Here is a 24,567-nt window from a genome sequence, read left to right as displayed (position 1 = left end):
CTATATAGAGGTCGGGCGAGTCTGTCATGAGGCAAGCTTGCAAAGCACGAAATCGATAGGCATATATTGACATAAAGATATCTTTATGTGATCTGGAAGTCTGGTCTTACGACGTCAAGGAGCCCTCCCGTGTTTGATACTCTCTTTGGTCCGGAAACGGGCAAGCGTGACGGCAGTGAAGTTTTCGCCGCTTTGAAGAAAGCCGCGAGCGAACGCATCCTTGTTCTCGACGGCGCCATGGGCACGCAGATCCAGGGGCTGGGCTATGATGAAGACCAGTTTCGCGGCACGCGCTTCATCGGCTGCGCCTGCCACCAGAAGGGCAATAACGACCTTCTGATCCTGAGCCAGCCGGATGCGATCGAAGAGATCCATTACAAATACGCCAAGGCCGGCGCCGATATCCTCGAGACCAATACCTTCTCCTCGACCCGCATCGCCCAGGCCGATTACCAGATGGAAGGCGAGGTCTATGCGCTGAACAAGGAAGGTGCGGAGATCGTGCGCCGCGCGGCAATCCGCGCCGAGCGCGAGGACGGCCGCCGCCGTTTCGTGGCGGGCGCCATCGGCCCGACCAACCGCACCGCCTCGATCTCGCCCGACGTCAACAATCCCGGTTTCCGCGCCGTCACCTTCGACGACCTGCGGTCCGCCTATGGCGAGCAGATCGACGGGCTGATCGACGGTGGCGCCGACATCATCCTGATCGAGACGATCTTCGACACGCTGAACGCCAAAGCCGCGATCTTTGCCTGCGAAGAGCGCTTCGAGGCCAAGGGCGTGCGCCTGCCGGTGATGATCTCCGGCACGATCACCGACCTTTCCGGCCGCACGCTCTCCGGCCAGACGCCGTCGGCCTTCTGGAACTCGGTGCGCCACGCCAATCCCTTCACGATCGGCCTCAACTGCGCGCTCGGGGCCAATGCGATGCGCCCGCACCTGCAGGAACTGTCAGGCGTTGCCGACACTTTCATCTGCGCCTATCCGAATGCCGGCCTGCCGAACGAGTTCGGCCAGTACGACGAAACGCCGGAGCTGATGGCCGCACAGATCGACAGCTTCGCCCGTGAAGGCCTGGTCAATATCGTCGGCGGCTGCTGCGGTTCGACGCCGGACCATATCAGGGCGATCGCCGAGACCGCGGCGAAATACAAGCCGCGCCCGATCCCGGAACATCGCCCGTTCATGTCGCTGTCGGGTCTCGAACCCTTCGAGCTGACCAAGGACATTCCTTTCGTCAACGTCGGCGAGCGCACCAACGTCACCGGCTCGGCGAAGTTCCGCAAGCTGATCACCAATGCCGATTACACCGCAGCACTCGATGTCGCGCGCGACCAGGTCGAGAACGGCGCGCAGGTGATCGACATCAACATGGACGAGGGCCTGATCGATTCCGAAAAGGCGATGGTCGAGTTCCTCAACCTGATCGCCGCCGAGCCCGACATCGCCCGCGTGCCCGTCATGATCGACTCGTCGAAATTCTCGATCATCGAATCCGGCCTGAAGCGCGTGCAGGGCAAGCCGATCGTCAACTCGATCTCGCTGAAGGAAGGCGAGGAGAACTTTCTCGCCCAGGCTCGGCTGCTGCACAATTATGGTGCTGCCGTCGTCGTCATGGCCTTCGACGAGACGGGACAGGCCGACAGCTATGAGCGCAAGGTGGAAATCTGCACGCGCGCCTACACGCTGCTGACCGAGAAGATCGGCTTCCCGCCCGAAGACATCATCTTCGACCCGAATATCTTCGCGGTCGCGACCGGTATCGAAGAGCACAATAATTACGGCGTCGACTTCATCGAAGCGACGCGGACGATCCGTCAGCGTATGCCGCTCGTGCATATTTCCGGCGGCGTCTCCAACCTGTCCTTCTCGTTCCGCGGCAACGAGCCGGTGCGTGAGGCGATGCATGCCGTGTTCCTCTACCACGCCATCCAGGCGGGTATGGACATGGGCATCGTCAATGCCGGCCAGCTCGCTGTCTACGACAACATCGATCCCGAGCTGCGTGAGGCCTGCGAGGACGTGGTGCTGAACCGCCGTCCCGACAGCACCGAGCGGCTGCTTGAGGTGGCTGAGCGTTTCCGTGGCGCCGGCGCCAGGGAAGGCCGCGTCCAGGATCTCTCCTGGCGTGAATGGAGTGTCGAGAAGCGTCTCGAACATGCGCTCGTCAACGGCATCACCGAATATATCGAAGCCGATACGGAGGAGGCGCGTCAGCAAGCCGCCCGTCCGCTGCACGTTATTGAAGGGCCGCTGATGGCCGGCATGAACGTCGTCGGCGATCTCTTCGGATCGGGCAAGATGTTCCTGCCGCAGGTCGTGAAATCCGCCCGCGTCATGAAGCAGGCGGTTGCCGTGCTTCTTCCCTACATGGAAGAGGAAAAGCGCCTCAACGGCGGCGAGGAACGGCAATCGGCCGGCAAGATCCTGATGGCGACGGTCAAGGGCGACGTGCACGATATCGGCAAGAACATCGTTGGCGTTGTGCTCGCCTGCAACAATTACGAGATCGTCGACCTCGGCGTCATGGTGCCGGCGACGAAGATCCTCGAAACGGCGATCGCCGAAAAGGTCGATATCATCGGCCTTTCCGGTCTGATCACGCCGTCGCTCGACGAGATGGTGCACGTCGCGGCCGAGATGGAGCGGCAGGGCTTCGAAATCCCGCTGCTGATCGGTGGTGCCACGACCAGCCGCGTGCATACCGCCGTGAAGATCCATCCCGGCTACAACAAGGGGCAGGCGGTCTACGTGACCGATGCGAGCCGCGCCGTCGGCGTCGTCTCGGCGCTGCTCTCGTCGGAAACGCGGCAGGGCTATGTCGACGATGTCAGAGCCGAATATGCCAAGGTGGCGGCTGCCCATGCCCGCAGCGAAGCGGAGAAGGTGCGCCTGCCTTTGCCGCGAGCCCGCGAGAATGCGCATAAGGTCGATTGGTCGGCTTACAAGCCGACAAAGCCTGAGTTCTTCGGCACGCGGGTGTTCGAGGATTACGATCTGGCCGAGCTTGCCCGATATATCGACTGGACGCCGTTCTTCCAGACCTGGGAACTGCGCGGCCGTTACCCCGCCATTCTCGAAGATGAGAAGCAGGGCGAGGCGGCCCGTGCGCTCTGGGCCGATGCCCAGGCCATGCTCAACAAGATCATCGACGAGAAGTGGTTCCGCCCGCGCGCCGTCATCGGCTTCTGGCCGGCCGGCGCCGTCGGCGACGATATCCGCCTCTTCACGGACGAAAGCCGCAGCCAGGAGCTTGCCACCTTCTACACGCTGCGCCAGCAGCTTTCGAAGCGGGACGGGCGTGCGAACGTGGCGCTGTCGGACTTCGTCGCGCCTGTCGCAAGTGGTGTGCAGGATTATGTCGGCGGTTTCGTGGTGACGGCCGGCATCGAGGAGATCGCCATCGCCGAACGTTTCGAGCGGTCGAATGACGATTATTCCTCGATCCTCGTCAAGGCGCTGGCCGACCGCTTCGCCGAAGCTTTTGCCGAGCGTATGCACGAGCAGGTGCGGCGGGAATATTGGGGCTATGCCAAGGACGAGACACTCAGCAATGAGGACCTCATCACCGAAGCCTATGCCGGCATCCGACCGGCGCCCGGTTATCCCGCCCAGCCCGACCACACGGAAAAGGCGACGCTCTTCAAGCTGCTCGATGCGGAAAAAACCGCCGGCGTGAAGCTGACGGAGAGCTATGCGATGTGGCCCGGCTCGTCCGTATCCGGCCTCTATATCGGCCACCCCGACTCCTATTATTTCGGCGTCGCCAAGGTGGAGCGCGATCAGGTGGAGGACTATGCCAAGCGCAAGGGCATGGAGGTTTCCGAGGTCGAGCGCTGGCTCGGACCGGTGCTGAACTATGTGCCGCGCAAGGCGGACGAGGAGATTGAGGACGCGGCGTAGAGGCGCGCTCGACGTTCTTAATGTGATGAATCAAGAGACGATGGAGCCGGACAGTGATTCACCTTCCGGCTTCATGCTTTTGAAATTGAAAGCGAAAATCAAGCTGCAGTTTGATTTTGCCGAATGTCGTCCCTCGAAAGCCGCTCTTGGGCGATAGGCATCAGCGGCGGACGGGATCGCTCTTCCTGGCTTTGGCAAGATCGAGAAATTTCCCTTTGATCGTTGCGAAAAGACCGGGCGGGATGAAGCCGTAGGCGAATATTCCCTCGCTGCCCGGCACGGGCGAAAGCCCGCCATTCGGCCATTCATCGATGTTGTGTTCGGAGACGATGACCCAACTCGGCGCGTCGTTCAGACCGATCGCCTGCTTCACCTTCGGCGGGATTTCTATTCCGATTGTATCGCCAGACGGCGGCGTATGCGTGATCGGCAGCAGAACGACGTAGCGGGGATTGGCGAAGCTATCACTTGCCGCGACGAGGCAGGCGGGCCTGTCCTTGCCCTGGGTACGGCCCGCCGATGCTTCGCGCGACCAGAGGTAATCATAGTGCACGACGAGGCCGGGCTTAGGTTCGGGAATTGGGGCCATGAGGCGTTATTTCAGCAGTTCATCGAGGGGGGCATGCGCCGCATCCATCTCCGCTCTTTCGACTGCTTCGATGACAACGGACAAGGCGTCGGCGGTGATGTGCGTGCGTTGTGCGGCAGCCCTCAGCCAATCATAGTGCTCGGCCGACATCAGCACGAATTCGCGGCGGCCATGACGGGTGATCTCGACGGGCTCGCGCTGTGCCTGGTGCTGAAACTCACCGAATTTTCGCTGAAACTCCAGAGATGTGGTCCGAGCCATAATAGGATTCCAAACTTCAATACTCGGACTATACGTATAATTTGGATAAGCTCAAGCCGTCAGTTCACCCCGATCGTCAGCTCGGCCACGAAGTCGTAGGCATCGCCGCGATAGAGCGAGCGGGTGAACTCCACGGCGCGGCCGGAGCCGAGATAGGAGATACGTTCGATCGACAGGCCGGCCGCACCCACGGAGACGCCGAGAAGCTGGGCGTCGGCTTCCTTCATGTTGGTCGCCGAAATGCGCTGGACGGCGCGGACCGGACGGACGTTGAGGCGTTCGAGTTCGGCGTAGAGCGAATTGGTGACGGCGGAGGGATCGGGCAGGAACTCGCCGGAGACGCTGGCATTCTCGATTGCCAGCGGCTGGTCGTCGGCGATGCGCAGGCGCGAGAGGCGCGAAACCTTCACGCCCGCGGCGAGGCCAAGGATCATCATCTCGTCGGGTGAGGGGGTATGGATGCCCTTATGCAGCCATTCCGAGCGGGAGGACATGCCGCGGCGTGCCATGTCTTCGGTGAAAGAGGTGAGCTGTGACAGGCGTTGCTCCACCTTGGAAACCGGCTTGGCGACAAAGGTGCCCGAACCGTGGCGGCGCACCAGCAGGCCGTCGGCGACGAGTTCGTCGATCGCCTTGCGCACGGTGACCCGGCTGACGGCGGCAAGTTCGGCGATGTCGCGCTCCGGCGGCAGCGCGTCGCCGTGACCAAGCGTGCCGGCGCGCACGGCCTCTTCGAGCGTGCGGCGCAGCTTGACGTAGAGCGGGCCGGTGCCGGCCGCCTGCAGGCGTTCCAGGGAGAGGATTGTGGCGAGATCATCGGTCATGCCGCACCTCTCTGTCGCTCGTTCAGGAGCTTGACCGCAAGTTCCACCGCGCCGTGAAGGGCATCGTTCTTCGGTTTGGCCAGCAGCGGCCTGTAGCGTTGGGGAAGCCAGGGCTCATAGGCTTCCGCAAGACCGCCAAGCAGGCAAATTGACGGGCATCCGGGCCAAAGCAGCGCTTCAAGGCTTTCGCCGATCGCCGTTGCCGCGTCCGTGACGATGCCGACCGCGACCGCATCGCCCCTCATTGCGTAGTCGAAGACGACAGGCGCGTAACGGGCAAAATCCGTCGGTCTTGCCGAATGCGCAAATTCGACAATGCGCTCGGGATCATTGCCGTATTCGGCCATGACCGCTTCGGTGATCGCGGAAGCCGGGCGCACGCCGTCATGGGCGAGCAGCGATCGTTCCATGAGGTCGCGGCCCAGGCGGGCGCCGCTTGCCTGGTCGCCGACGACGAAGCCCCAGCCGCCGATGCCGTTCAGCCGACCCTCTTTCCGGGCGTTATAGACCGAGCCGGTGCCGAAGGCGCCGACGATGCCGTCGGCATCGCCGAGCGCGCCCTGGAGCGCGATCAGTGCATCGGTAACAACGCGGCCTTCGGCAAAGGGCAGGGCCTTTTCGATTCGCTGGCCATAATCCGTGACATTGGCGCCGGCGACGCCGACGACCGCTGCGACGGAGGAGATGGTTTCCGCGGCGAGCCCGGCATCACGCAAAGCCTGCCGGGCGGAGTCGACGATGTTGAGAAGGGAATTGTCCAGATCGGACAGGATATTGGCAGGCCCCGATTTGCCGCGGCCGATGATCGTGCCGTTTCTGTCCGCGATCGCGGCCCGGCAGCTCGTTCCGCCGCCATCTATGCCGATTGCAAGCTCCGTCATCGGGCCTCCGAATACACCGTTCCCATCTGTTTTTCATACAATACCAAAAAAATACCATTTACCAAGTGGGAATGGCCGAGAAATTACACCTTTTTATCCATTTGATTTTCCTCAATAAAAATTTTTAATGAAGCCTTGTGCGCCTAAAAGTTAAAATTCGTCTGGACAATTGGTATTTTTTTGGCCTTAATTCGACAAAAGGGAACAGCGTTTTGAAGCCCACGAAAACCGGCAGCAAAGCCAAGCCGGAACCGCTTCGAGGATGATTGCCAGAATGCCAGTGGCCCTGTCGGGCCGGCGATGGAATTCAGGCATCCATTGGCTTTCCCATTATTTTCGGCGCGTCCGGTGCAGGTCACCGAAAAGCGCGCAGTCCGGCCGCAGGCGATCCGCCTTCGTGTCCGTCGAGCTTTCGGGGCCGGCAGTCGCTGGCGGTCCTCCAAGGGGCGTTGGGTGTTTCTCATGCACGCCAATTGCTTGTTTCAGATCGAAAACGGCGCCTTCCGGCGCCTGAAAACAGGAGAGGGAAATGAAAAACACTGCTCTGAAAAGCTTCCTGCTTGCCTCCAGCCTGCTGACGTCGGCAGGTCTGGTCCACGCCGCCGACGTCACGCTGACGGTCGAAAGCTGGCGTAACGACGACCTGCAGATCTGGCAGGAGAAGATCATCCCGGCGTTCGAAGCCAAGAACCCGGGCATCAAGATCGTCTTCTCGCCGACCGCGCCGACCGAATACAACGCTTCGCTGAACGCCAAGCTCGATGCCGGCTCGGCAGGCGACATCATCACCTGCCGTCCGTTCGACGCCTCGCTCGAACTCTTCAACAAGAAGCAGCTCGTCGACATCACCAGCCTGCCCGGCATGGAGAACTTCTCGCCGGTCGCCAAGGCGGCCTGGTCGACCGACGACGGCAAGTCGACCTTCTGCGTGCCGATGGCTTCGGTCATCCACGGCTTCATCTACAACAAGGACGCCTTCGACAAGCTTGGCATCTCCGTGCCGAAGACGCAGGACGAGTTCTACGCGGCGCTCGACAAGATCAAAGCCGACGGCACCTATATCCCGCTCGCCATGGGCACGAAGGACCTCTGGGAAGCCGCCACCATGGGCTACCAGAATATCGGCCCGAACTACTGGAAGGGTGAGGAAGGCCGCGAAGCGCTGATCGCAGGCAAGCAGAAGCTGACCGATGCTGACTGGGTCAAGCCCTATGAGGAGCTTGCCAAGTGGAAGCCCTATCTCGGCGACGGTTTCGAAGCCCAGACCTATTCGGACAGCCAGAACCTCTTCACGCTCGGCCGCGCCGCCATTTATCCGGCCGGTTCCTGGGAAATCGCGCTCTTCAACACGCAGGCGCAGTTCAAGATGGGCGCGTTCCCGCCGCCGGTTCCGAAGGCTGGCGATACGGGCTACATCTCCGACCATCCGGATATCGGCGTCGCCCTGAATGCCAAGAGCAAGCATGCCGAGGAAGCCAAGAAGTTCCTGAGCTGGGTCGCTTCGCCCGAGTTCGCCGACATCTACGCGAACTCGCTGCCGGGCTTCTTCAGCCTGAACTCCAACCCGGTCAAGATGTCCGATCCGCTCGCCCAGGAATTCGTCTCCTGGCGCGGCCCGTACAAGTCGACCGTGCGCTCGACCTACCAGATCCTGTCGCGCGGCACGCCGAACCTCGAAAACGAGACCTGGGTGGAATCGGCCAACGTGATCAACGGCACGGATACGCCGAAGGTCGCCGCCGAGAAGCTGCAGAAGGGCCTCGACAGCTGGTACAAGCCGGCCAAGTGATGTGAAACTCCTCCCCAACCCCTCCCCACAAGGGGGAGGGGCTTAGCCGGCCGCAAATGCGCGGTTCCGGCAGGGAGGAGATCGCTCCGCGAGTCTTCTTCCCCCTTGTGGGGAAGATGGCCGGCAGGCCAGGAGGGGGTTTCGTCACGCCGAGGCATGGCGGCTCGCCTTAGCGAAGAGGCATCTTGACGATGCACAAAAGTCTGACTTCCCGGCTCCAAAATCTATCTAACAACAAGGCAAAAGCCATGAGCGAAACCGACAACGTGGCCGATATCGTCCCGCTCAAGCGCCCGGTGCGCTGGCACATCTTCGTCTTCATGCTGCCGGCCGTGATCGTCTATTCCGCCGTCATGGTGCTGCCGCTGATCGAAACGCTGAGGCTTTCGCTTTACAATACGGTCGATGGGCAGCCGGCCTTCGTCGGCCTGGCGAATTTCAAGGTACTGTTCGGCGATCCGCGCTGGGCGCATGATTTCTGGAACGCGCTCGTCAATAATCTGATCTTCTTCGTCATCCACATGTGCGTGCAGAACCCGATCGGCATTGCGCTTGCCGCGCTGCTTTCGGTGCCGAAGCTCAGGGGTGTCGCCTTCTACCGCACGGCGATGTTCCTGCCGACGCTTTTGTCCTTCGTCATCGTCGGCTTCATCTGGAAGCTGATCCTGTCGCCGATCTGGGGCGTGGCGCCCTGGATGCTCGATCTCATCGGCTTGAAATTCCTGTTCGCTCCCTGGCTCGGCAAGCCGGGTTCGGCGCTGATTGCCGTATCGCTGATCTCCAACTGGCAATATATCGGCATTCCGATGATGCTGATCTATGCCGCGCTTCTCAGCATCCCCGAAGAGGTGATCGAGGCGGCGGAATGCGACGGTATCACCGGCTGGGCGCAGTTCTGGAAGATCAAGCTGCCGCTCATCCTGCCGGCGATCGGCATCATCTCGATCCTGACCTTCGTCGGCAATTTCAATGCCTTCGACCTGATCTATACCGTACAGGGGGCGCTTGCCGGGCCTGATATGTCGACCGACATTCTCGGCACGCTGCTCTACCGCACCTTCTTCGGTTTCCAGCTTCAACTCGGCGACCGTTCGATGGGCGCGACGATCGCCACCGTGATGTTCCTCATCATCCTCGCCGGCGTCTCGCTTTATCTCTTCGTCATCCAGCGGCGCATGCGTCGCTATCAGTTCTGAGGAGCGCGCATGTCCAAGGCACGCACATCTCCCGTCCGCACCGGCCTCGTGCACCTGGCGCTCGGCGCCTACACACTGGTCGCGCTGTTTCCGGTGTTCCTGACCATCGTCAACTCGTTCAAGGATCGCGCCTCGATCTTCCGCGAGCCGCTGATGATCCCGACGCCGTCGACCTTCAGCCTCGTCGGTTACCAGACGGTGCTGGGGCAGGGTGATTTCGCCACCTATTTCCAGAACAGCTTCATCGTCACGATCGTCTCGATCCTGCTGGTGCTGCTCTTCGGCGCCATGGCGGCCTTCGCACTGTCGGAATATCGTTTCCGCGGCAATATGCTGCTCGGGCTCTATATGGCGATCGGCATCATGATCCCGATCCGCCTCGGCACGGTGGCGATCCTGCAGGGCATGGTGGCGGCGGGCCTCGTCAATACGCTGACGGCACTCGTCCTCGTCTATACCGCGCAGGGCATACCGCTGGCGATCTTCATCCTGTCGGAATTCATGCGCACGGTGTCGGACGACCTGAAGAATGCGGGGCGCATCGACGGGCTCTCGGAATATGCGATCTTCTTCCGCCTGGTGCTGCCGCTGGTGCGCCCGGCCATGGCAACGGTTGCCGTCTTCACGATGATCCCGATCTGGAACGATCTCTGGTTCCCGCTGATCCTGGCGCCGGCCGAAAGCACCAAGACCGTAACGCTCGGCTCACAGATCTTCATCGGCCAGTTCGTCACCAACTGGAACGCGGTGCTGGCGGCACTCTCGCTCGCGATCCTGCCGATCCTGATCCTCTACGTCATCTTCTCGCGCCAACTGATCCGCGGTATCACCTCGGGAGCGGTCAAATGAGCCAGGAAAAACCGATCCGCGTTCTCGTCGCCGGTCTCGGCAATATGGGCCGCAGCCATGCGCTCGCCTATCACAACGATCCCGGTTTCGAGATCGTCGGTCTCGTCAACCGCTCGACGCCGGCGCTGGAGCCCGAACTGCAGGGCTATACCATTCACCCCGACTTCGCCACGGCGCTTGCCGAACTGAAACCGGACCTCTGCTCGATCAACACCTATTCCGACAGCCATGCCGATTATGCCGTCGCCGCTTTCGAGGCTGGCTGCCATGTGTTCGTCGAAAAGCCGCTGGCGACCACGGTTGCCGACGCCGAGCGTGTCGTGGCGGCAGCTGAGAAGGCCGGGCGCAAGCTGGTGATCGGCTATATCCTGCGGCATCATCCGTCGTGGACGAAGCTGATCGAGGAGGCGCGCAAGCTCGGCCCGCCTTACGTCTTCCGCATGAACCTCAACCAGCAGTCCAGCGGTCCGACCTGGGCGACGCACAAGTCGCTGATGCGCACGACCTCGCCGATCGTCGATTGCGGCGTTCATTATGTCGACGTCATGTGCCAGATCACGGACGCCAGGGCCGTCGAGGTGCGCGGCATGGGGCTGCGCCTGTCCGATGAGATCGCAGCCGACATGTATAATTACGGACAGCTGCAGGTGCTGTTCGAAGACGGTTCGGTCGGCTGGTACGAAGCCGGCTGGGGGCCGATGATCTCGGAGACGGCCTTCTTCGTGAAGGATGTGATGTCGCCGAAGGGGGCGGTGTCGATCGTCATGGATCCGAACGCCAAGTCCGACGACATCGACACGCACACCAAGACCTCCGTGATCCGTCTGCATACGGCCGAAACCGGCCCGGACGGCAAGTTCATCCGGCCAGACCAGGACATGCAGATGACGGGCGAGCCCGGTCATCAGGCGCTTTGCGACCTGGAACAGGCCTTCATGCTGAGGGCGATCCGCGAGGATCTGAACCTCGATCGCCATATGGCGGATGCGGTGGCGTCGCTGCGCATCTGCCTTGCCGCCGACGAGAGCGTGCGCACCGGCCAGCCGGTCAGATTGTAAGGGAAAAACAGTGGGATCGCTTCAACTCAAATCCATCCGCAAGACCTATGGCACGCATGAGGTGCTGAAAGGCATCGACCTCGAGGTCAAGGATGGCGAATTCGTCATCTTCGTCGGGCCGTCGGGCTGCGGGAAGTCGACGCTCTTGCGCAGCATTGCCGGTCTCGAGGACGTCACCTCGGGCGCCGTCGTCATCAACGGCCGCGACGAGACGCTGACGCCGCCGGCCAAGCGCGGCATCGCCATGGTGTTCCAGTCCTATGCGCTCTATCCGCATCTGACGGTCAAGGACAATATGGGCCTCGGCCTCAAACAGGCCGGTACGGCCAAGGACGAGATCGACAAACGCGTCGGCAAGGCGTCCGGCATGCTGTCGCTGGAACCTTATCTCGCACGGCGGCCGGCCGAACTATCAGGCGGTCAGCGCCAGCGCGTCGCGATCGGCCGCGCCATCGTGCGCGAACCGGAACTCTTCCTGTTCGACGAGCCGCTGTCGAACCTCGATGCGGCGTTGCGCGTCCAGACCCGGCTCGAAATCGCCCGGCTGCACCGCAGCCTGAAGGCGACGATGATCTACGTCACCCACGACCAGGTCGAGGCGATGACGCTTGCCGACAAGATCGTCGTGCTGAATGCCGGCGCGATCGAGCAGATCGGCTCGCCGATGGAGCTTTACAATCGCCCGGCCAATGTCTTCGTCGCCGGCTTCATCGGCTCGCCGCAGATGAATTTCATCGCGGCCGAGAAGGTCGGCGACCACAGCGCCAAGACGATCGGCGTGCGTCCCGAACACATGACGCTGTCGCGCGAACAGGGGACCTGGGCCGCGAAAGTCGTGCATGTCGAGCATCTCGGCGCCGACACGATCATCTATCTGGAATCCGAGCAGTGCGGTCTGCTGACGGCGCGCCTCTTCGGCGAGCACCAGTATGAGCCCGACGAGATGGTTTATGCGACGCCGGATCAGGCGCGCGTGCATCGCTTCGATGTGGATGACCGGGCGATCCGCTGAGGGGAGCTTTTCTTCTCCCCGGCGGGGAGAAGAGACTCGCGGCCATGCCTTCGTCCCAATGCTGCTGTCTCCTCCATCATCGCCCAAAAACAAAAAGGCGCCGTTTTACGGCGCCTTTTGCGTGAGTGGTCGGCAAATATCAGTCGCGGATGACGAGCAGGTCGGCCGCCATGAAGCGCAGGGTCACGGTTTCGCCGGCCTGGGGCGGGGTGACGCCGGGGCTGTTGAACATGTCGAAGGAGATGACGTTGCCGCCGACGTTCATGCGGGTGCGGATGACCGAGCCGAGGAAGTGCGCCGAGACGACCTGACCGGTCAGCGCGGTATCGCTTCTGACGGTATCGGAGAGCGAGCCGGCTTCCGGGCGCAGCGCCAGCGAGATAGTCTCGCCGGCCTTGTGGGCTGCGACCGACTGCTTCAGCGTGATCTTTTGATCGCCGATCTGGATGAGGTTGGTGTCGGGATCGACGACCTTGGCCTCGATCAGGTTCAGGGTGCCGACGAAGGAGGCGACGAAGCGCGTTGCCGGCGTGTTGTAGATCTCGAAGGGCGAACCGATCTGGTCGGCCTTGCCGGCATTCATGACGACGATGCGGTCGGAGATCGACAGCGCCTCTTCCTGGTCATGGGTGACGAAAACGGTGGTGATGCCGAGTTGCTGCTGGATCTGGCGGATTTCCTCGCGCAAAGACACGCGGATCTTGGCGTCGAGTGCGGAGAGCGGCTCGTCGAGCAGCAGCACCTGCGGCTTGACGGCGAGCGCGCGGGCGAGCGCCACACGCTGCTGCTGCCCGCCCGACATCTGGTAGGGGAAGCGATCGGCCAGGTGATCGAGCTTGATCAGGCCGAGCATTTCCTTGACGCGGGCGTTGATCTCAGGCTTGGCGGCGCCGGCGACCTTGAGGCCGAAGGCGACGTTGTCGTGCACCGTCATGTTCGGGAACAGCGCATAAGCCTGGAAGACCATGCCGATATTGCGCTGGTTCGGTTTCAGGGCGCTCTGGTCCTTGCCGTTGATGGTCAACGTGCCGCCGGTCGGTGTTTCAAAGCCGGCGATCATGCGCAGAACAGTCGTCTTGCCGCAGCCCGACGGCCCGAGGAAGGAGACGAACTCGCCCTTCTCGATGTTCATGTTGAAGTTCTTGACGACCTGGACCGGGCCGAAGGATTTCTGAATGTTGTTCAGTGTGAGAAAGGACATGAGCCAGATACCTTAAGCCTTTGCCGGGCGGGCTTTGCCGAAGCGGGAAACGAGGTTGAGCAGGCCCATGCTGAGCCAGGTGATCGAGAAGGCGATGACGGCGAGCGCCGAAGGCTCATAGGCCTTGTTGGCGCCGACAAGCTGCAGATAGGGGCCGAAGGCCGGACGGTTCAGCAGCGCGGCGAAAGTGAATTCGCCCATGACGATCGCAAGCGTGATGAAGGCGCCTGACAGCACGCCGCTCATGACGTTGGGGAAAATGCACTTGAACATGATGGTCGTCCAGCGGGCGCCGAGGCTTTCGGCCGCCTCCGTCAGCGTGCGGACGTCGATGGCGCGCATGGCGGTATCGACGGCGCGGTACATATAGGGCAGGGACAGGGTGATATAGGAGAACACCAGCAGAATGTTGGTGCCGGTCGTCGAACCCGTCAGCGGCAGGTAGGACGACGAATTATACATTCTGAGGTAACCGAAGACGATGACGATCGCCGGAATGACGAGCGGCAGCAGCGTGATGAATTCGACGACGGGGCGCATCTGCGGCAGGCGCAGGCGCACCCAATAGGCCGTCGGCACGACGAGCAGCATGCCGAAGACGATGGTGAGCAACGCCATCAGCATGGAATAGCCGAAGGTCTCGCGGAACTGGGCGTCCGAGAAGACCGATTGATAGGCATCGAAGCTGTATTCGCCGCGGCGCATACGCAACGAAAATTCGATGGTGCCGATCAGCGGAATGACAAAATAGGAAGCGCCCAGAATGATGGCGATCCAGGCTCCAAGACGTTGAGCTTTCATTTCTGCCACCGTTCGGCGCGCATGCGCAGCATGAGATACAGGATGTTGGAGACGCCTGTGATGACGATCATGCCGAGCGCGATGGCATAGCCGAGGTTGGCATTGTGCAGGACGTCGCCGCGGATCTGCGCATAGAGCAGGATCGGTACGATATTCAGCGAGCTGCCGGTCAGCGCGAAGGCGGTGGCAATGGCGCCGAAGGCATTGGCAAACAGCAGCAGCGTCGTGCCGAGAAGGCTCGGCCAGAGGATCGGCATTGCTACCATCGTCCAGTATTGGCGATTGGTGGCGCCGAGAATCTCAGAGGCTTCGCGCCATTCCTTCTTCATGCCGTCGAGAGCCGGCGTCAGGATCAGCACCATCAGCGGGATCTGGAAATACATATAGGTGATGGTCAGGCCGAGGAAGGACAGCAGGTTGAAACCGGTGCCGTAGAGATTGAAACCGAACCACTCGCGCAGGAACATCGTCACAAGACCGGTGCGGCCGAGCGTTGCGAGAAAGGCGAAGGCAAGCGGTACGCCGGCAAAGTTCGAGGCGACGCCCGAAAAGGTCAAAAGCGTCGAGCGCACCGAGGCGGGAAGGCCGCCGAGCACGACAGCCCAGGCGAGAAAGAAGCCGATCAGCGCACCGCCGAGGGCGGAGGCGACCGAGACGCGAATACTGATCCAGTAAGCGCTCATAATGGATGGGGTAAAGAGGTCGCCGATATTCTTCAGCGTGAGGTCGCCCTCGGGCGTCAGGAATGCGCCCGCCACAAGATAAAGCGTGGGGATGATCAGGAACAGCAAAGAGAAAATAATGAAGGGTGCAATGCCCAGCCAGTCGATCACGCGATCTCTGTTGATCAAGGGGGCGCTGCTTACCATTGGCGTTGAAACCGTGCTCATGGAAAAGCTCATCCTGGGGCGTCGGAGTGAGAAAACCTCCCCGCCTTTCGGGCGGGGAGGCCGGATCGGAGATTACTTGACGGCGGCGCCGACGACGGAATCCCAGTTCTTGGTGATGGCTTCCTTGCCGGCAGCCTGTTCTTCGAGCGTCGGGAAGACAGCCTTTTCATAGGCTGCTGCCGGCGGCAGCTTGTCGAGCAGGTCCTTCGGGATCTTGTTGTTCTTGGCAAGATCGTTGAAGCGGATCGGGTGGCAATAGCCCTTCAGCCAGCCGAGCTGACCTTCGTCGGAATAGAGGTATTCCATCCACAGCTTGGCAGCGTTCGGGTGCGGAGCGAAGGCGGAAATCGCCTGGACGTAGACACCGGCAACGACACCCGTCTTCGGAACGACGACTTCGAACGGAGGATTGCCCTTCAGGCTTTCACCCCAAGAGAGGGCGTTGTAGTCCCAGGCGACGATGATCGGCGTGGAACCCTGTGCGAAGGGAGCAGCCTTGCCGACAACCGGCACGAAGTTGCCGGCCTTATTGAGTTCGGCGAAGAACTTCAGGCCTTCTTCGCCTGCCTTGGCGGCGTCACCGCCGGATGCGGAAAGACCAGCGGCATAGACGCCCTGGACAGCCTGGTTGGCGGTACGCGGATCGCCTGCCAGGGCGACGGTATTCGCGTAGTCGCTCTTCTTCAGATCAGCCCAATCGGCCGGCGATTCCTTGACGAGGTCCTTGTTCACGAGGAACGAGAGAACGCCGTAATAGTCGCCGTACCAGTAGCCTTCGGCATCCTTGGCGCTGTCCGGGATCGAATCCCAGGTGGAGACCTTGTAAGGCTGGATCAGGCCGTCCTTCTTGGCGGAAGGGCCGAAGGAGAGGCCGACGTCGATGACGTCGGGAGCCTGCGGGCCAGTGTTGCCCTTATTGGCCTTGATCGCTTCGACTTCGTCGCCCGAACCGGCATCCGGGTTCAGTTCGTTAACTTCGAGGCCATACTTGGCCTTGAAGCCGGCAATGACGTCGCCATAGCCGCACCAGTCGTGCGGAAGAGCGATCGTCGTCAGGGTGCCTTCCTTCTTGGCGGCGGCGATGAGTTCAGCGCTCGGCTCAGCTGCGGCGATCGCGGTCGAAGCCACGATCATCGCAGTAGAAAGCGACAGCAGTCGAGAAAGGTTAGAGATCACTGTTGTTCTCCTTCGGGTTTTCAGTGTCTGGCGATGCTGTTAATGAGCTTACATGAAGCTTGTGTGACAGTTGGATGACGGTAGTTTTGCATCAATAGCAGGCGTTTGCGTCAAATGTTTCATTTGCGACAGCGTGACGTATTTCGGCAAAAATCCGTCATTGTTTTTTCCTCTCCTTTAGTCTTGTCCTCCTAGCCCGGTTTACGGAAAAGCTTGCTCTGTTCGAACAGGCCCTCCAGTGTCTTCATGCGCTCCTTCGTCTCGTCCCACGTCGAATTTTGAACGGCCTCGATCAATGCTTCGACGATGAACAGGGTGACGACGGAGGAATCCCAGGCCGATGGCGCCTCGATCCGAACGCGGAAGGCATGCCGGGCGAGTTTGGCGGCCGGCGAGCCCCATTGATCGGTGAAGACGACGATCTCGGCGCCGCGCTTGCGGGCGGCAGTGGCGAGGCTGACCATTTCCTGCTCGTAGCGGCGGATGTCGAAGATGATCAGGATGTCGCCGGCATTCATGTTGAGAGCATATTGCGGCCAGCTGCTGGAGTTCGACGACAGCAGCGTCGTTGCCGGCCGGATCACCTGCATGTGGGTGAAGAAATATTCGGCAAGCGCACCGGTGATGCGGCCGCCGACGAAATAGAGACCGCGCTTGCGATCGGACAGCAGCGAAGCGACGCTGTCGAAGGTTGCGGTGTCGAGATCGGTCAATGTCTGGCGCAGATTGCCCATAATGGCATCGGCGAAACGATTAAGGATGTGGGTGCCCGGGGCGTTCTGCGCCCAGCGATCGTGCTTGGCGATGGGGTTCGAGATCGTCGCCTCGACCTCGAGATGCAGATGCGCCTGAAAGTCCGGATAGCCCTTGAAACCGAGCTTCTGCACCATGCGCACGACGGTCGGCGTCGAGACGCCGGCATTCTCGGCGATGGTGGTGATGCTGCCGAGACCGGAAACCGGATAGTTGTCGAGAAGGCTTTCGGCCAGTTGTTTCTCGGCGCGCGTCAAGACCCCGAAATGCGAGTGTATGACGTCCGAAACCGTCTTCGACGCAACTGTCACTTCAATGCTCCCCGGGATGGTCTGGCGCCACTTTCCCAACCAAAGTTAACAACGCTGTCATAATCCATGTCAACTGCTGTCATGAAAAGAAATTTTCAGAGGGCGCTTGACAGCGACCGAAACCTGAAGAATTCTTTTCTATAAATATTTTATTAATGGATAAGGAGTGGCGCCTTTGGTGCTGGCCCGGCCGAAAATCCTCAGCGAAGCGGATGGCGATTGCGTCGGGATCGAGCGCATCGACGGCCGGAGCCCGGTGTTGATCGTCTGCGAACACGCTTCGAAGACGCTTCCCGCATCTTTCGGCGATCTTGGCTTGCCTGACGAAGCGCTGTCGAGCCATATCGCCTGGGATCCGGGGGCTCTCGCAGTCGCGCGCGGCATATCGGATGGCCTCGACGCGACGCTCGTCTACCAGCGGTTCTCACGGTTGATCTACGACTGCAACCGGCCGCCCAGTTCGCCCGGCGCCATGCCGGAGACGAGCGAGATTTACGCCATTCCCGGCAACAAGGATCTGACCGCCGAAGAGCGCCTTGCCCGCACCGATGCGCTCTACGTGCCCTTCCACGACGCCATTCGCGGGCTGATCCGCGATCGCCGGGCGAGGGGGCAGGACAGCGTTATCGTGACCATACACAGCTTCACGCCGGTCTATCATGGCCGCGAACGCGCCGTCGAACTCGGCATATTGCACGACGAGGACAGCCGGCTTGCCGATCGCATGCTGGAGGCTGCGGCCGAAGCGCCGCTTTACAGGACGGAACGCAACCAGCCTTACGGGCCCGAGGACGGCGTGACCCACACGCTGATCCTGCACGGGCTTTCGAACGGTTTGCGCAATGTAATGATCGAGGTCCGCAATGACCTCATCACAGACGATGTCGGCCAAGGGGTCATGGCCGACTATCTAAAAGGGTTGCTCCAGCAAAGCCTGGACGCCTGACAAAAAAGAAGACCCGAGGGAGCAGTCTAACTGCGAACGTCCGCACGGCGAAAATGCCGCGGACAATTGGCACTGAACCGGCCCGCAATCCCGCGGCCGGTCGTGAACAGGGGGAAGTCATGTCTGACTATACCGATCAGGATAAGACGCAGGACGTCCATGTCCTGCACTCGATGGGCTACGCCCAGGAACTCGAACGGCGTATGAGTTCGTTCTCAAACTTTGCAATTTCGTTTTCGATTATCTGCATCCTTTCGGGCGGTATCAATTCGCTCGCACAGGCGACGTCGGGCGTCGGCGGTGCCGCGATCGGCATCGGCTGGCCGGTCGGCTGCATCATCTCCTTGTTTTTTGCCCTTGGCATGGCGCAGATCTCGTCGGCCTATCCGACGGCCGGTGGTCTTTATCACTGGAGTTCCATTCTCGGCACCCGCTTCACCGGCTGGCTCACCGCATGGCTGAACCTGCTCGGCCTCATCACCGTTCTCGGCGCCATCAATATCGGCACGGCCCTGTTCCTCGGCGGCACGTTTGGCGCTCAGCTCGGCATCGCCGACGCCAGCGGCGTCGTCTCGCCCGGCATGCAGGTCGTTCTGGTCGTGCTCTTCACGATCGTGCAGGCTGCCATCAACCATTTCGGTATCGGCCTGACGGCAAAGCTCACCGATTTTTCGGGGACGCTGATCCTTGTGACGGCCGCCGTGCTGACGATCGCCTGCTTCTATTTCGCCCCGACCCACGACTTCTCGCGTCTATGGACGTTCACCAATTATTCAGGCGATGCCGGCGGCGGGGTTTGGCCGCAGTCGGACAGCATGTGGTATATTTTCGGCCTGGGCCTGCTTCTGCCGATCTACACAATCACCGGCTACGACGCCTCCGCCCACACCTCCGAGGAAACCAAGAAGGCAGCGCTGTCGGTGCCGCGTTCGATGGTGTCCGCCGTTATCTGGTCGTCGCTTGCCGGCTGGGTCATGCTTTCGGCCTTCGTCATCGCCATTCCCGATATGGCCGCCGGCGCAAAGCAGGGCTGGAGCGTGTTTTTCATGACCATCAACGCCATCATGCCGGCCTGGCTGGTGACGCTGCTTTACATCGCGATCTTCATCTCGCAGTTCCTGTGCGGTCTTGCGACTGTCACGTCCTGCTCGCGCATGATCTACGCCTTCTCGCGTGACGGCGGCATTCCGGTCGGCTCGAAGATGCTTGCGAGCGTCAGCCCGAAATTCCGCACACCGGTTGCGGCGATCTGGACGGGTGCGGTTCTCGAAAGCCTGTTCGTCTGGGGCGCGCTGTTTATCTCGGTCGGCGAGGCAAGCCTCTATGTCACAGTGGTCAACGCGACGCTGATCTTCCTCTTCCTGTCCTTCCTCTTCCCGATCGTGCTCGGCATCTTCGCCTACGGTACCAAGAAGTGGCCGGCACCCGGACCGTGGAATCTCGGCGGCGGCCTCTACAAGGTGATCGGCGTTCTCGCGACGCTCGGCATGGTTCTCATCGTCTACATCGCGATCCAGCCGCCGAACGACAAGGTCTTCGGCATAACCGTCGCCTTTATCGTGCTGGCGATCGTCATCTGGTTCGCCGTTGAAAAACGTCGCTTCCAGGGCCCACCGATCGGCGACATGATCGCCAAACGACGGGGCGAAATCGCCGCCGCGGAAGCTGCTGTCGGCGAAACCGGCACCGTCGCCGTCCCGGCGAATAGTTAGGCATATTGCAAGGAAACGGGGCCGCAGCCTGCGGCCCCATCACCGGTTCAACGAAAAGGCATGGGGCTCGGACGTCCGGCCGAGCGCATGCGATTTCGTTGCCCCGATCTTCTCAATTCCAATGTCAGGCGGATCAATCATGAGCAGCAGCTACACAATCGACGATCTCAGGAAGGATGTTGCCGAAGGGCGCATCGACACGGTTCTGGCTTGCCAGGTGGATATGCAGGGCCGGCTGATGGGCAAGCGCTTTCAGGCGGAATATTTCGTCGAAAGCGCCTGGAAGGAAACGCATAGCTGCAACTACCTGCAAGCCACCGACATGGAGATGGAGACCGTCTCAGGCTACAAGGCGACGAGCTGGGAGAAGGGATACGGCGACTATACGATGAAGCCGGATCTTGCGACGCTGCGCCGCATTCCCTGGCTCGAGGGCACGGCGCTGGTGCTCTGCGACGTGCTCGACCATCATACGCATGAGGAAGTCGCCCATTCGCCGCGCGCGATCCTGAAGAAGCAGGTGAAGCGTCTCGAAGACATGGGCATGAAGGCCTATATGGCCTCCGAACTCGAATTCTTCCTGTTCGACCAGAGCTACGAGGCTGCGCATAGCGCGGGCTACCGTAACCTCAAGCTCGCCAGCGCCTATAACGAGGACTACCACATCTTCCAGACCACCAAGGAAGAAGAGGTGATGCGGGCGATCCGCACCGGGCTGCAGGGCGCCGGCATTCCGGTCGAGAACTCCAAAGGCGAGGCTTCCGCCGGCCAGGAGGAGATCAACGTGCGTTATGCCGACGCGCTCGCCATGGCCGACCGGCATGCGATCATCAAGAACGGCTGCAAGGAGATCGCCTGGTCGAAGGGCAAGGCCATCACCTTCCTCGCCAAGTGGAACTACAACGCCGCCGGCAGTTCCTCTCATATCCACCAGTCGCTCTGGAGCCTCGAGGAAAAGCCGCTGTTCTTCGATCACACCGGCAAATACGGCATGTCGCCGCTGATGCACAATTACATCGCCGGGCTTCTCGCCCATGCGAGCGAGATCACCTATTTCCTGGCGCCCTACATCAATTCCTACAAACGCTTCATGGCCGGCACCTTTGCGCCGACCAAGGCGATCTGGAGCAAGGACAACCGCACTGCCGGCTATCGCCTCTGCGGCGAGGAGACCAAGGGGATCCGCATCGAATGCCGCGTCGGCGGCTCCGATCTCAATCCTTATCTCGCCTTTGCCGCGCTGCTGGCAGCCGGCATCGATGGGATCGAGAACAAGATGGAGCTCGAAGCTCCCTTCGTCGGTGACGCCTATGGCGGCAAGGGTGTGCGCGAAATCCCGCGCACGCTGCGTGCGGCAACGACCGAAATGACGGAATCGGCGATGCTGCGCAAAGCCTTCGGCGATGATGTGATCGACCATTATACCCGTGCTGCCGAATGGGAGCAGGAAGAATACGACCGACGCATTACCGATTGGGAAGTGGCGCGGGGATTCGAAAGAGCTTAATAGCGTTTTGTGGGTTGCTGCCCTCACCCTCTCCCCGTTCTGGCGGGGAGAGGGGACTTGCGCTGCGAGATCGGCTGGGAACGAAGAGGTTGCGGCCATCCCCCCTCGCCACGTAAGCGGGGAGAAGGTGCCGGCAGGCGGATGAGGGGCCCAGGCCCTCGACGAAATTTTTGATGGATACGAGGACAGGAAATCGATCATGGCAATGATCCAATGCATTTCACCGATCGACGGATCGGTTTACGCCGAGCGCGCAGCGCTTTCGCTCGATGCCGCCAAGGACGTGGTGGCGCGCGCCCGCAAGGCGCAGAAGGCCTGGGCGAGACGGCCGCTTGAAGAGCGTGTTCAGCTTGTCCTGAAGGGTGCTGCACGGCTGAACGAGATGTCCGATGTCGTCGTGCCGGAGCTTGCCTGGCAGATGGGCCGGCCGATCAAGTACGGCGGCGAATATAAGGGCTTCAACGAACGTTCCAACTATGTCGCCTCGATCGCAGCGGATGCGCTGGCGCCTGTTGTCGTCGAGGAGAGCGAGCGTTTCGAGCGCCGTATCGAACGCGAAGCGCATGGCGTCGTCTTCGTCGTCGCACCCTGGAACTATCCCTATATGACGGCGATCAACACGATCGCACCGGCGCTGATGGCTGGCAATACCGTGGTGCTGAAACATGCCTCGCAGACATTGCTCGTCGGCGAACGGCTGGTGCAGGCCTTTATCGAAGCCGGTGTTCCCGAGGATGTGTTCCAGAACGTCTTCCTCGATCACCAGACGACCTCGGCGCTGATTGCCGCCGGCAGCTTCAATTTCGTCAACTTCACCGGATCGGTCGAGGGTGGGCGCTCGATGGAGCGGGCCGCCGCCGGCACCTTTACCGGCCTCGGCCTCGAACTCGGCGGCAAGGATCCGGGCTACGTCATGGAAGACGCCGATCTCGATGCGGCCGTCGATACGCTGATGGACGGCGCGACCTACAATTCCGGCCAGTGCTGCTGCGGCATCGAACGCATCTATGTGCATGAATCGCTCTACGATGCCTTCGTCGAGAAATCGGTCGCCTGGGTGTCGAACTACAAGCTCGGCAATCCGCTCGATCCCGAGACTTCGCTCGGACCGATGGCGAACAAGCGCTTTGCCAAGGTGGTGCGCGAGCAGATCGCCGATGCCGTCGCGAAGGGCGCCAAGGCGCTTGTCGACCCCAAGCTTTTCCCCCAGGATGACGGCGGCGCCTATCTCGCCCCGCAGGTCCTCGTCGATGTCGACCATTCCATGGCCTTCATGCGCGAGGAGACCTTCGGCCCGGCGGTCGGCATCATGAAGGTGAAGAGCGACGAGGAGGCACTCGCCTTGATGAACGACAGCCAGTACGGGCTGACGGCCTCGCTCTGGACCAAGGATGTCGAGCGGGCCGCAAAGCTTGGCCGCGAAATCGAAACCGGCACCGTTTTCATGAACCGCGCCGACTATCTCGATCCGGCGCTCTGCTGGACCGGTGTCAAGGAGACCGGCCGCGGCGGTTCGCTCTCGATCATCGGTTTCCAGAATCTGACTCGCCCGAAATCCTTCCACCTGAAGAAAGTCACAGCATGAGCAGCAACATCACCGCAAACTGGAGCTATCCGACATCGGTCAAGCTCGGCCGGGGCCGCATCAAGGAACTAGCCGACGCCTGCAAGAGCCTCGGCATCAAAAAGCCGCTGCTCGTCACCGACCGCGGCCTCGCCTCGATGGCGATCACCAAGAATGCGCTCGATATCCTCGAAGATGCCGGCCTTGGCCGGGCGATTTTCGCCGATGTCGATCCGAACCCGAACGAGAAGAACCTCGAGGCCGGCGTCAAGGCTTTCAAGGATGGCGGTCATGACGGTGTCGTCGCCTTCGGTGGCGGCTCCGGCCTCGATCTTGGCAAATGCGTGGCCTTCATGGCCGGCCAGACGCGCCCGGTCTGGGACTTCGAGGACATCGGCGACTGGTGGACACGCGCGAGCCTCGAAGGCATCGCGCCGATCGTCGCCGTGCCGACGACAGCAGGCACCGGTTCGGAAGTCGGGCGCGCCAGCGTCATCACCAATTCCGTCACGCATGTGAAGAAGATCATCTTCCATCCGAAGTTCCTGCCGGGTGTCGTCATCTCCGATCCGGAACTGACGGTCGGCATGCCGAAGATCATCACCGCCGGCACCGGCATGGATGCCTTCGCCCATTGCCTGGAGGCCTATTCCTCGCCCTTCTATCACCCGATGTCGGCCGGCATCGCGCTCGAAGGAATGCGGCTCGTCAAGGAATTCCTGCCGCGCGCCTATCGGGAAGGGACCGATCTCGAAGCCCGCGCCAACATGATGTCGGCCGCCGCCATGGGCGCGGTCGCCTTCCAGAAGGGGCTCGGCGCCATCCATGCGCTGTCGCACCCGATCGGCGCCGTCTACAATACCCATCACGGCATGACCAATGCTGTTGTCATGCCGGCGGTGCTGCGCTTCAACCGCGCTGTCATCGAGGAGAAGATCGGCCGGGCGGCCGCCTATCTCGGCATTTCGGGCGGTTTCGACGGTTTCTACGACTACGTGCTGAAGCTTCGCTCCGAGCTCGGCGTGCCGGACACGCTGACGGCGATGGGAATCGCCCCCGACCGCATCGACGAATTGTCGGCCATGGCGATCGAAGATCCGAGCGCTGGCGGCAATCCGGTTGCGATGACGCTCGAAAATACCAAGGCGCTTTTCAAGGATTGCTTCTGACAATTTGAGGCGGACCTACGAATTGGCCCGGAAAGCTTTGGCTTTCCGGGCTTTTTAATTGTGCGCCCAGCATGGGCGCGCTCTTGTGGGTGGAAGTCCCACCGTAAGCTGGTCATGGCGAACGAAGAGAAGCGCAACTGCGAGAGGGCGACCGATCGTGGGGAGGCAGCGTGGA

20 protein-coding genes are annotated in these 24,567 nt (G+C 61.3%); 11 read left to right on the top strand and 9 right to left on the bottom strand.

Features of this window, described 5'->3' with window-relative positions:
* Positions 1-129: 129 nt before the first annotated feature.
* Positions 130-3,903, top strand: coding sequence for a methionine synthase (metH, locus tag GGD57_RS09900; RefSeq protein WP_184469210.1), 3,774 nt, complete (start codon positions 130-132; stop codon positions 3,901-3,903).
* 160 nt (positions 3,904-4,063) lie between these two features.
* Here the strand turns inward: metH and GGD57_RS09895 are convergent, their stop codons facing one another.
* Genes GGD57_RS09895 through GGD57_RS09880 form a run of 4 tightly spaced genes read right to left on the bottom strand, consistent with a single transcriptional unit; the run spans position 4,064 to position 6,458 of the window.
* On the bottom strand, positions 4,064-4,492 hold the full coding sequence (locus tag GGD57_RS09895) for a hypothetical protein (RefSeq protein WP_184469208.1): 429 nt from the start codon (positions 4,490-4,492) through the stop codon (positions 4,064-4,066).
* A gap of 6 nt (positions 4,493-4,498) precedes the next feature.
* On the bottom strand, positions 4,499-4,753 hold the full coding sequence (locus GGD57_RS09890; RefSeq protein WP_184469206.1) for a type II toxin-antitoxin system prevent-host-death family antitoxin: 255 nt from the start codon (positions 4,751-4,753) through the stop codon (positions 4,499-4,501).
* Positions 4,754-4,812: 59 nt separating this feature from the next.
* The gene (locus GGD57_RS09885) at positions 4,813-5,577 is read right to left on the bottom strand and encodes a GntR family transcriptional regulator (RefSeq protein ID WP_184469204.1); all 765 of its coding nucleotides are present in this window, start codon (positions 5,575-5,577) and stop codon (positions 4,813-4,815) included.
* A complete protein-coding gene (locus GGD57_RS09880) occupies positions 5,574-6,458 on the bottom strand; it encodes an N-acetylglucosamine kinase (protein WP_184469202.1) in 885 nt (294 codons plus the stop codon). The genes GGD57_RS09885 and GGD57_RS09880 overlap by 4 nt, the downstream gene beginning before the upstream one ends.
* 529 nt (positions 6,459-6,987) lie before the next feature.
* On the opposite strand from GGD57_RS09880, the gene GGD57_RS09875 reads away from it, so the two are divergent.
* The 5 genes from GGD57_RS09875 (at position 6,988) to GGD57_RS09855 (ending at position 12,362) form a co-directional block, all read left to right on the top strand.
* On the top strand, positions 6,988-8,247 hold the full coding sequence (locus GGD57_RS09875; protein WP_184469200.1) for an ABC transporter substrate-binding protein: 1,260 nt from the start codon (positions 6,988-6,990) through the stop codon (positions 8,245-8,247).
* A 248-nt stretch (positions 8,248-8,495) separates the two neighbouring features.
* Entirely contained in the window at positions 8,496-9,443 is a 948-nt protein-coding gene (locus GGD57_RS09870) for a carbohydrate ABC transporter permease (protein ID WP_184469198.1), read from the top strand.
* Between the two features lie 9 nt (positions 9,444-9,452).
* Positions 9,453-10,292: a carbohydrate ABC transporter permease gene (locus tag GGD57_RS09865; RefSeq protein ID WP_184469196.1), complete on the top strand. Its 840-nt coding sequence runs from the start codon at positions 9,453-9,455 to the stop codon at positions 10,290-10,292.
* A complete protein-coding gene (locus GGD57_RS09860; protein WP_184469194.1) occupies positions 10,289-11,350 on the top strand; it encodes a Gfo/Idh/MocA family protein in 1,062 nt (353 codons plus the stop codon). The genes GGD57_RS09865 and GGD57_RS09860 overlap by 4 nt, the downstream gene beginning before the upstream one ends.
* A 10-nt stretch (positions 11,351-11,360) precedes the next feature.
* Complete coding sequence (locus tag GGD57_RS09855; RefSeq protein WP_184469192.1) at positions 11,361-12,362, top strand: ATP-binding cassette domain-containing protein; 1,002 nt, start codon at positions 11,361-11,363, stop codon at positions 12,360-12,362.
* A gap of 139 nt (positions 12,363-12,501) precedes the next feature.
* Here the strand turns inward: GGD57_RS09855 and GGD57_RS09850 are convergent, their stop codons facing one another.
* The 5 genes from GGD57_RS09850 to GGD57_RS09830 all read right to left on the bottom strand — a co-directional run bounded on the left by GGD57_RS09850 (position 12,502) and on the right by GGD57_RS09830 (position 17,494).
* A complete protein-coding gene (locus GGD57_RS09850; protein WP_184469190.1) occupies positions 12,502-13,563 on the bottom strand; it encodes an ABC transporter ATP-binding protein in 1,062 nt (353 codons plus the stop codon).
* 12 nt (positions 13,564-13,575) lie between these two features.
* Positions 13,576-14,364, bottom strand: coding sequence for an ABC transporter permease (locus tag GGD57_RS09845; RefSeq protein WP_085737828.1), 789 nt, complete (start codon positions 14,362-14,364; stop codon positions 13,576-13,578).
* On the bottom strand, positions 14,361-15,254 hold the full coding sequence (locus GGD57_RS09840) for an ABC transporter permease (RefSeq protein ID WP_085738993.1): 894 nt from the start codon (positions 15,252-15,254) through the stop codon (positions 14,361-14,363). The genes GGD57_RS09845 and GGD57_RS09840 overlap by 4 nt, the downstream gene beginning before the upstream one ends.
* Positions 15,255-15,326: 72 nt before the next feature.
* Positions 15,327-16,430, bottom strand: a complete 1,104-nt coding sequence (locus GGD57_RS09835) for an extracellular solute-binding protein (protein ID WP_184469188.1) — start codon at positions 16,428-16,430, stop codon at positions 15,327-15,329.
* Between the two features lie 191 nt (positions 16,431-16,621).
* Positions 16,622-17,494 carry an SIS domain-containing protein gene (locus tag GGD57_RS09830; RefSeq protein ID WP_184469186.1) on the bottom strand — a complete coding sequence of 291 codons (873 nt, stop codon included), beginning with the start codon at positions 17,492-17,494 and terminating at the stop codon, positions 16,622-16,624.
* Between the two features lie 175 nt (positions 17,495-17,669).
* Between GGD57_RS09830 and GGD57_RS09825 the strand changes: the two genes are divergently transcribed.
* From GGD57_RS09825 to GGD57_RS09805, 5 genes are all read left to right on the top strand, one after another.
* Positions 17,670-18,440 carry an N-formylglutamate amidohydrolase gene (locus tag GGD57_RS09825; RefSeq protein ID WP_184469654.1) on the top strand — a complete coding sequence of 257 codons (771 nt, stop codon included), beginning with the start codon at positions 17,670-17,672 and terminating at the stop codon, positions 18,438-18,440.
* A 119-nt stretch (positions 18,441-18,559) separates the two neighbouring features.
* Positions 18,560-20,152 carry an amino acid permease gene (locus tag GGD57_RS09820; RefSeq protein ID WP_184469184.1) on the top strand — a complete coding sequence of 531 codons (1,593 nt, stop codon included), beginning with the start codon at positions 18,560-18,562 and terminating at the stop codon, positions 20,150-20,152.
* A gap of 139 nt (positions 20,153-20,291) precedes the next feature.
* Positions 20,292-21,659: a glutamine synthetase family protein gene (locus tag GGD57_RS09815; protein ID WP_184469182.1), complete on the top strand. Its 1,368-nt coding sequence runs from the start codon at positions 20,292-20,294 to the stop codon at positions 21,657-21,659.
* A gap of 199 nt (positions 21,660-21,858) precedes the next feature.
* Positions 21,859-23,244: an aldehyde dehydrogenase family protein gene (locus tag GGD57_RS09810; protein WP_184469180.1), complete on the top strand. Its 1,386-nt coding sequence runs from the start codon at positions 21,859-21,861 to the stop codon at positions 23,242-23,244.
* On the top strand, positions 23,241-24,392 hold the full coding sequence (locus GGD57_RS09805; protein WP_184469178.1) for an iron-containing alcohol dehydrogenase: 1,152 nt from the start codon (positions 23,241-23,243) through the stop codon (positions 24,390-24,392). Before GGD57_RS09810 ends, GGD57_RS09805 begins: the two co-directional genes overlap by 4 nt.
* The last annotated feature ends 175 nt before the right edge of the window (positions 24,393-24,567 follow it).

The sequence above is a fragment of the Rhizobium esperanzae genome (genome assembly GCF_014197615.1).
In the GTDB taxonomy this organism is placed as follows: Bacteria; Pseudomonadota; Alphaproteobacteria; order Rhizobiales; family Rhizobiaceae; genus Rhizobium; species Rhizobium esperanzae_A.
Note: the sequence above shows the minus strand (reverse complement) of the source record. Positions and strands in the feature narration are given on the sequence as shown.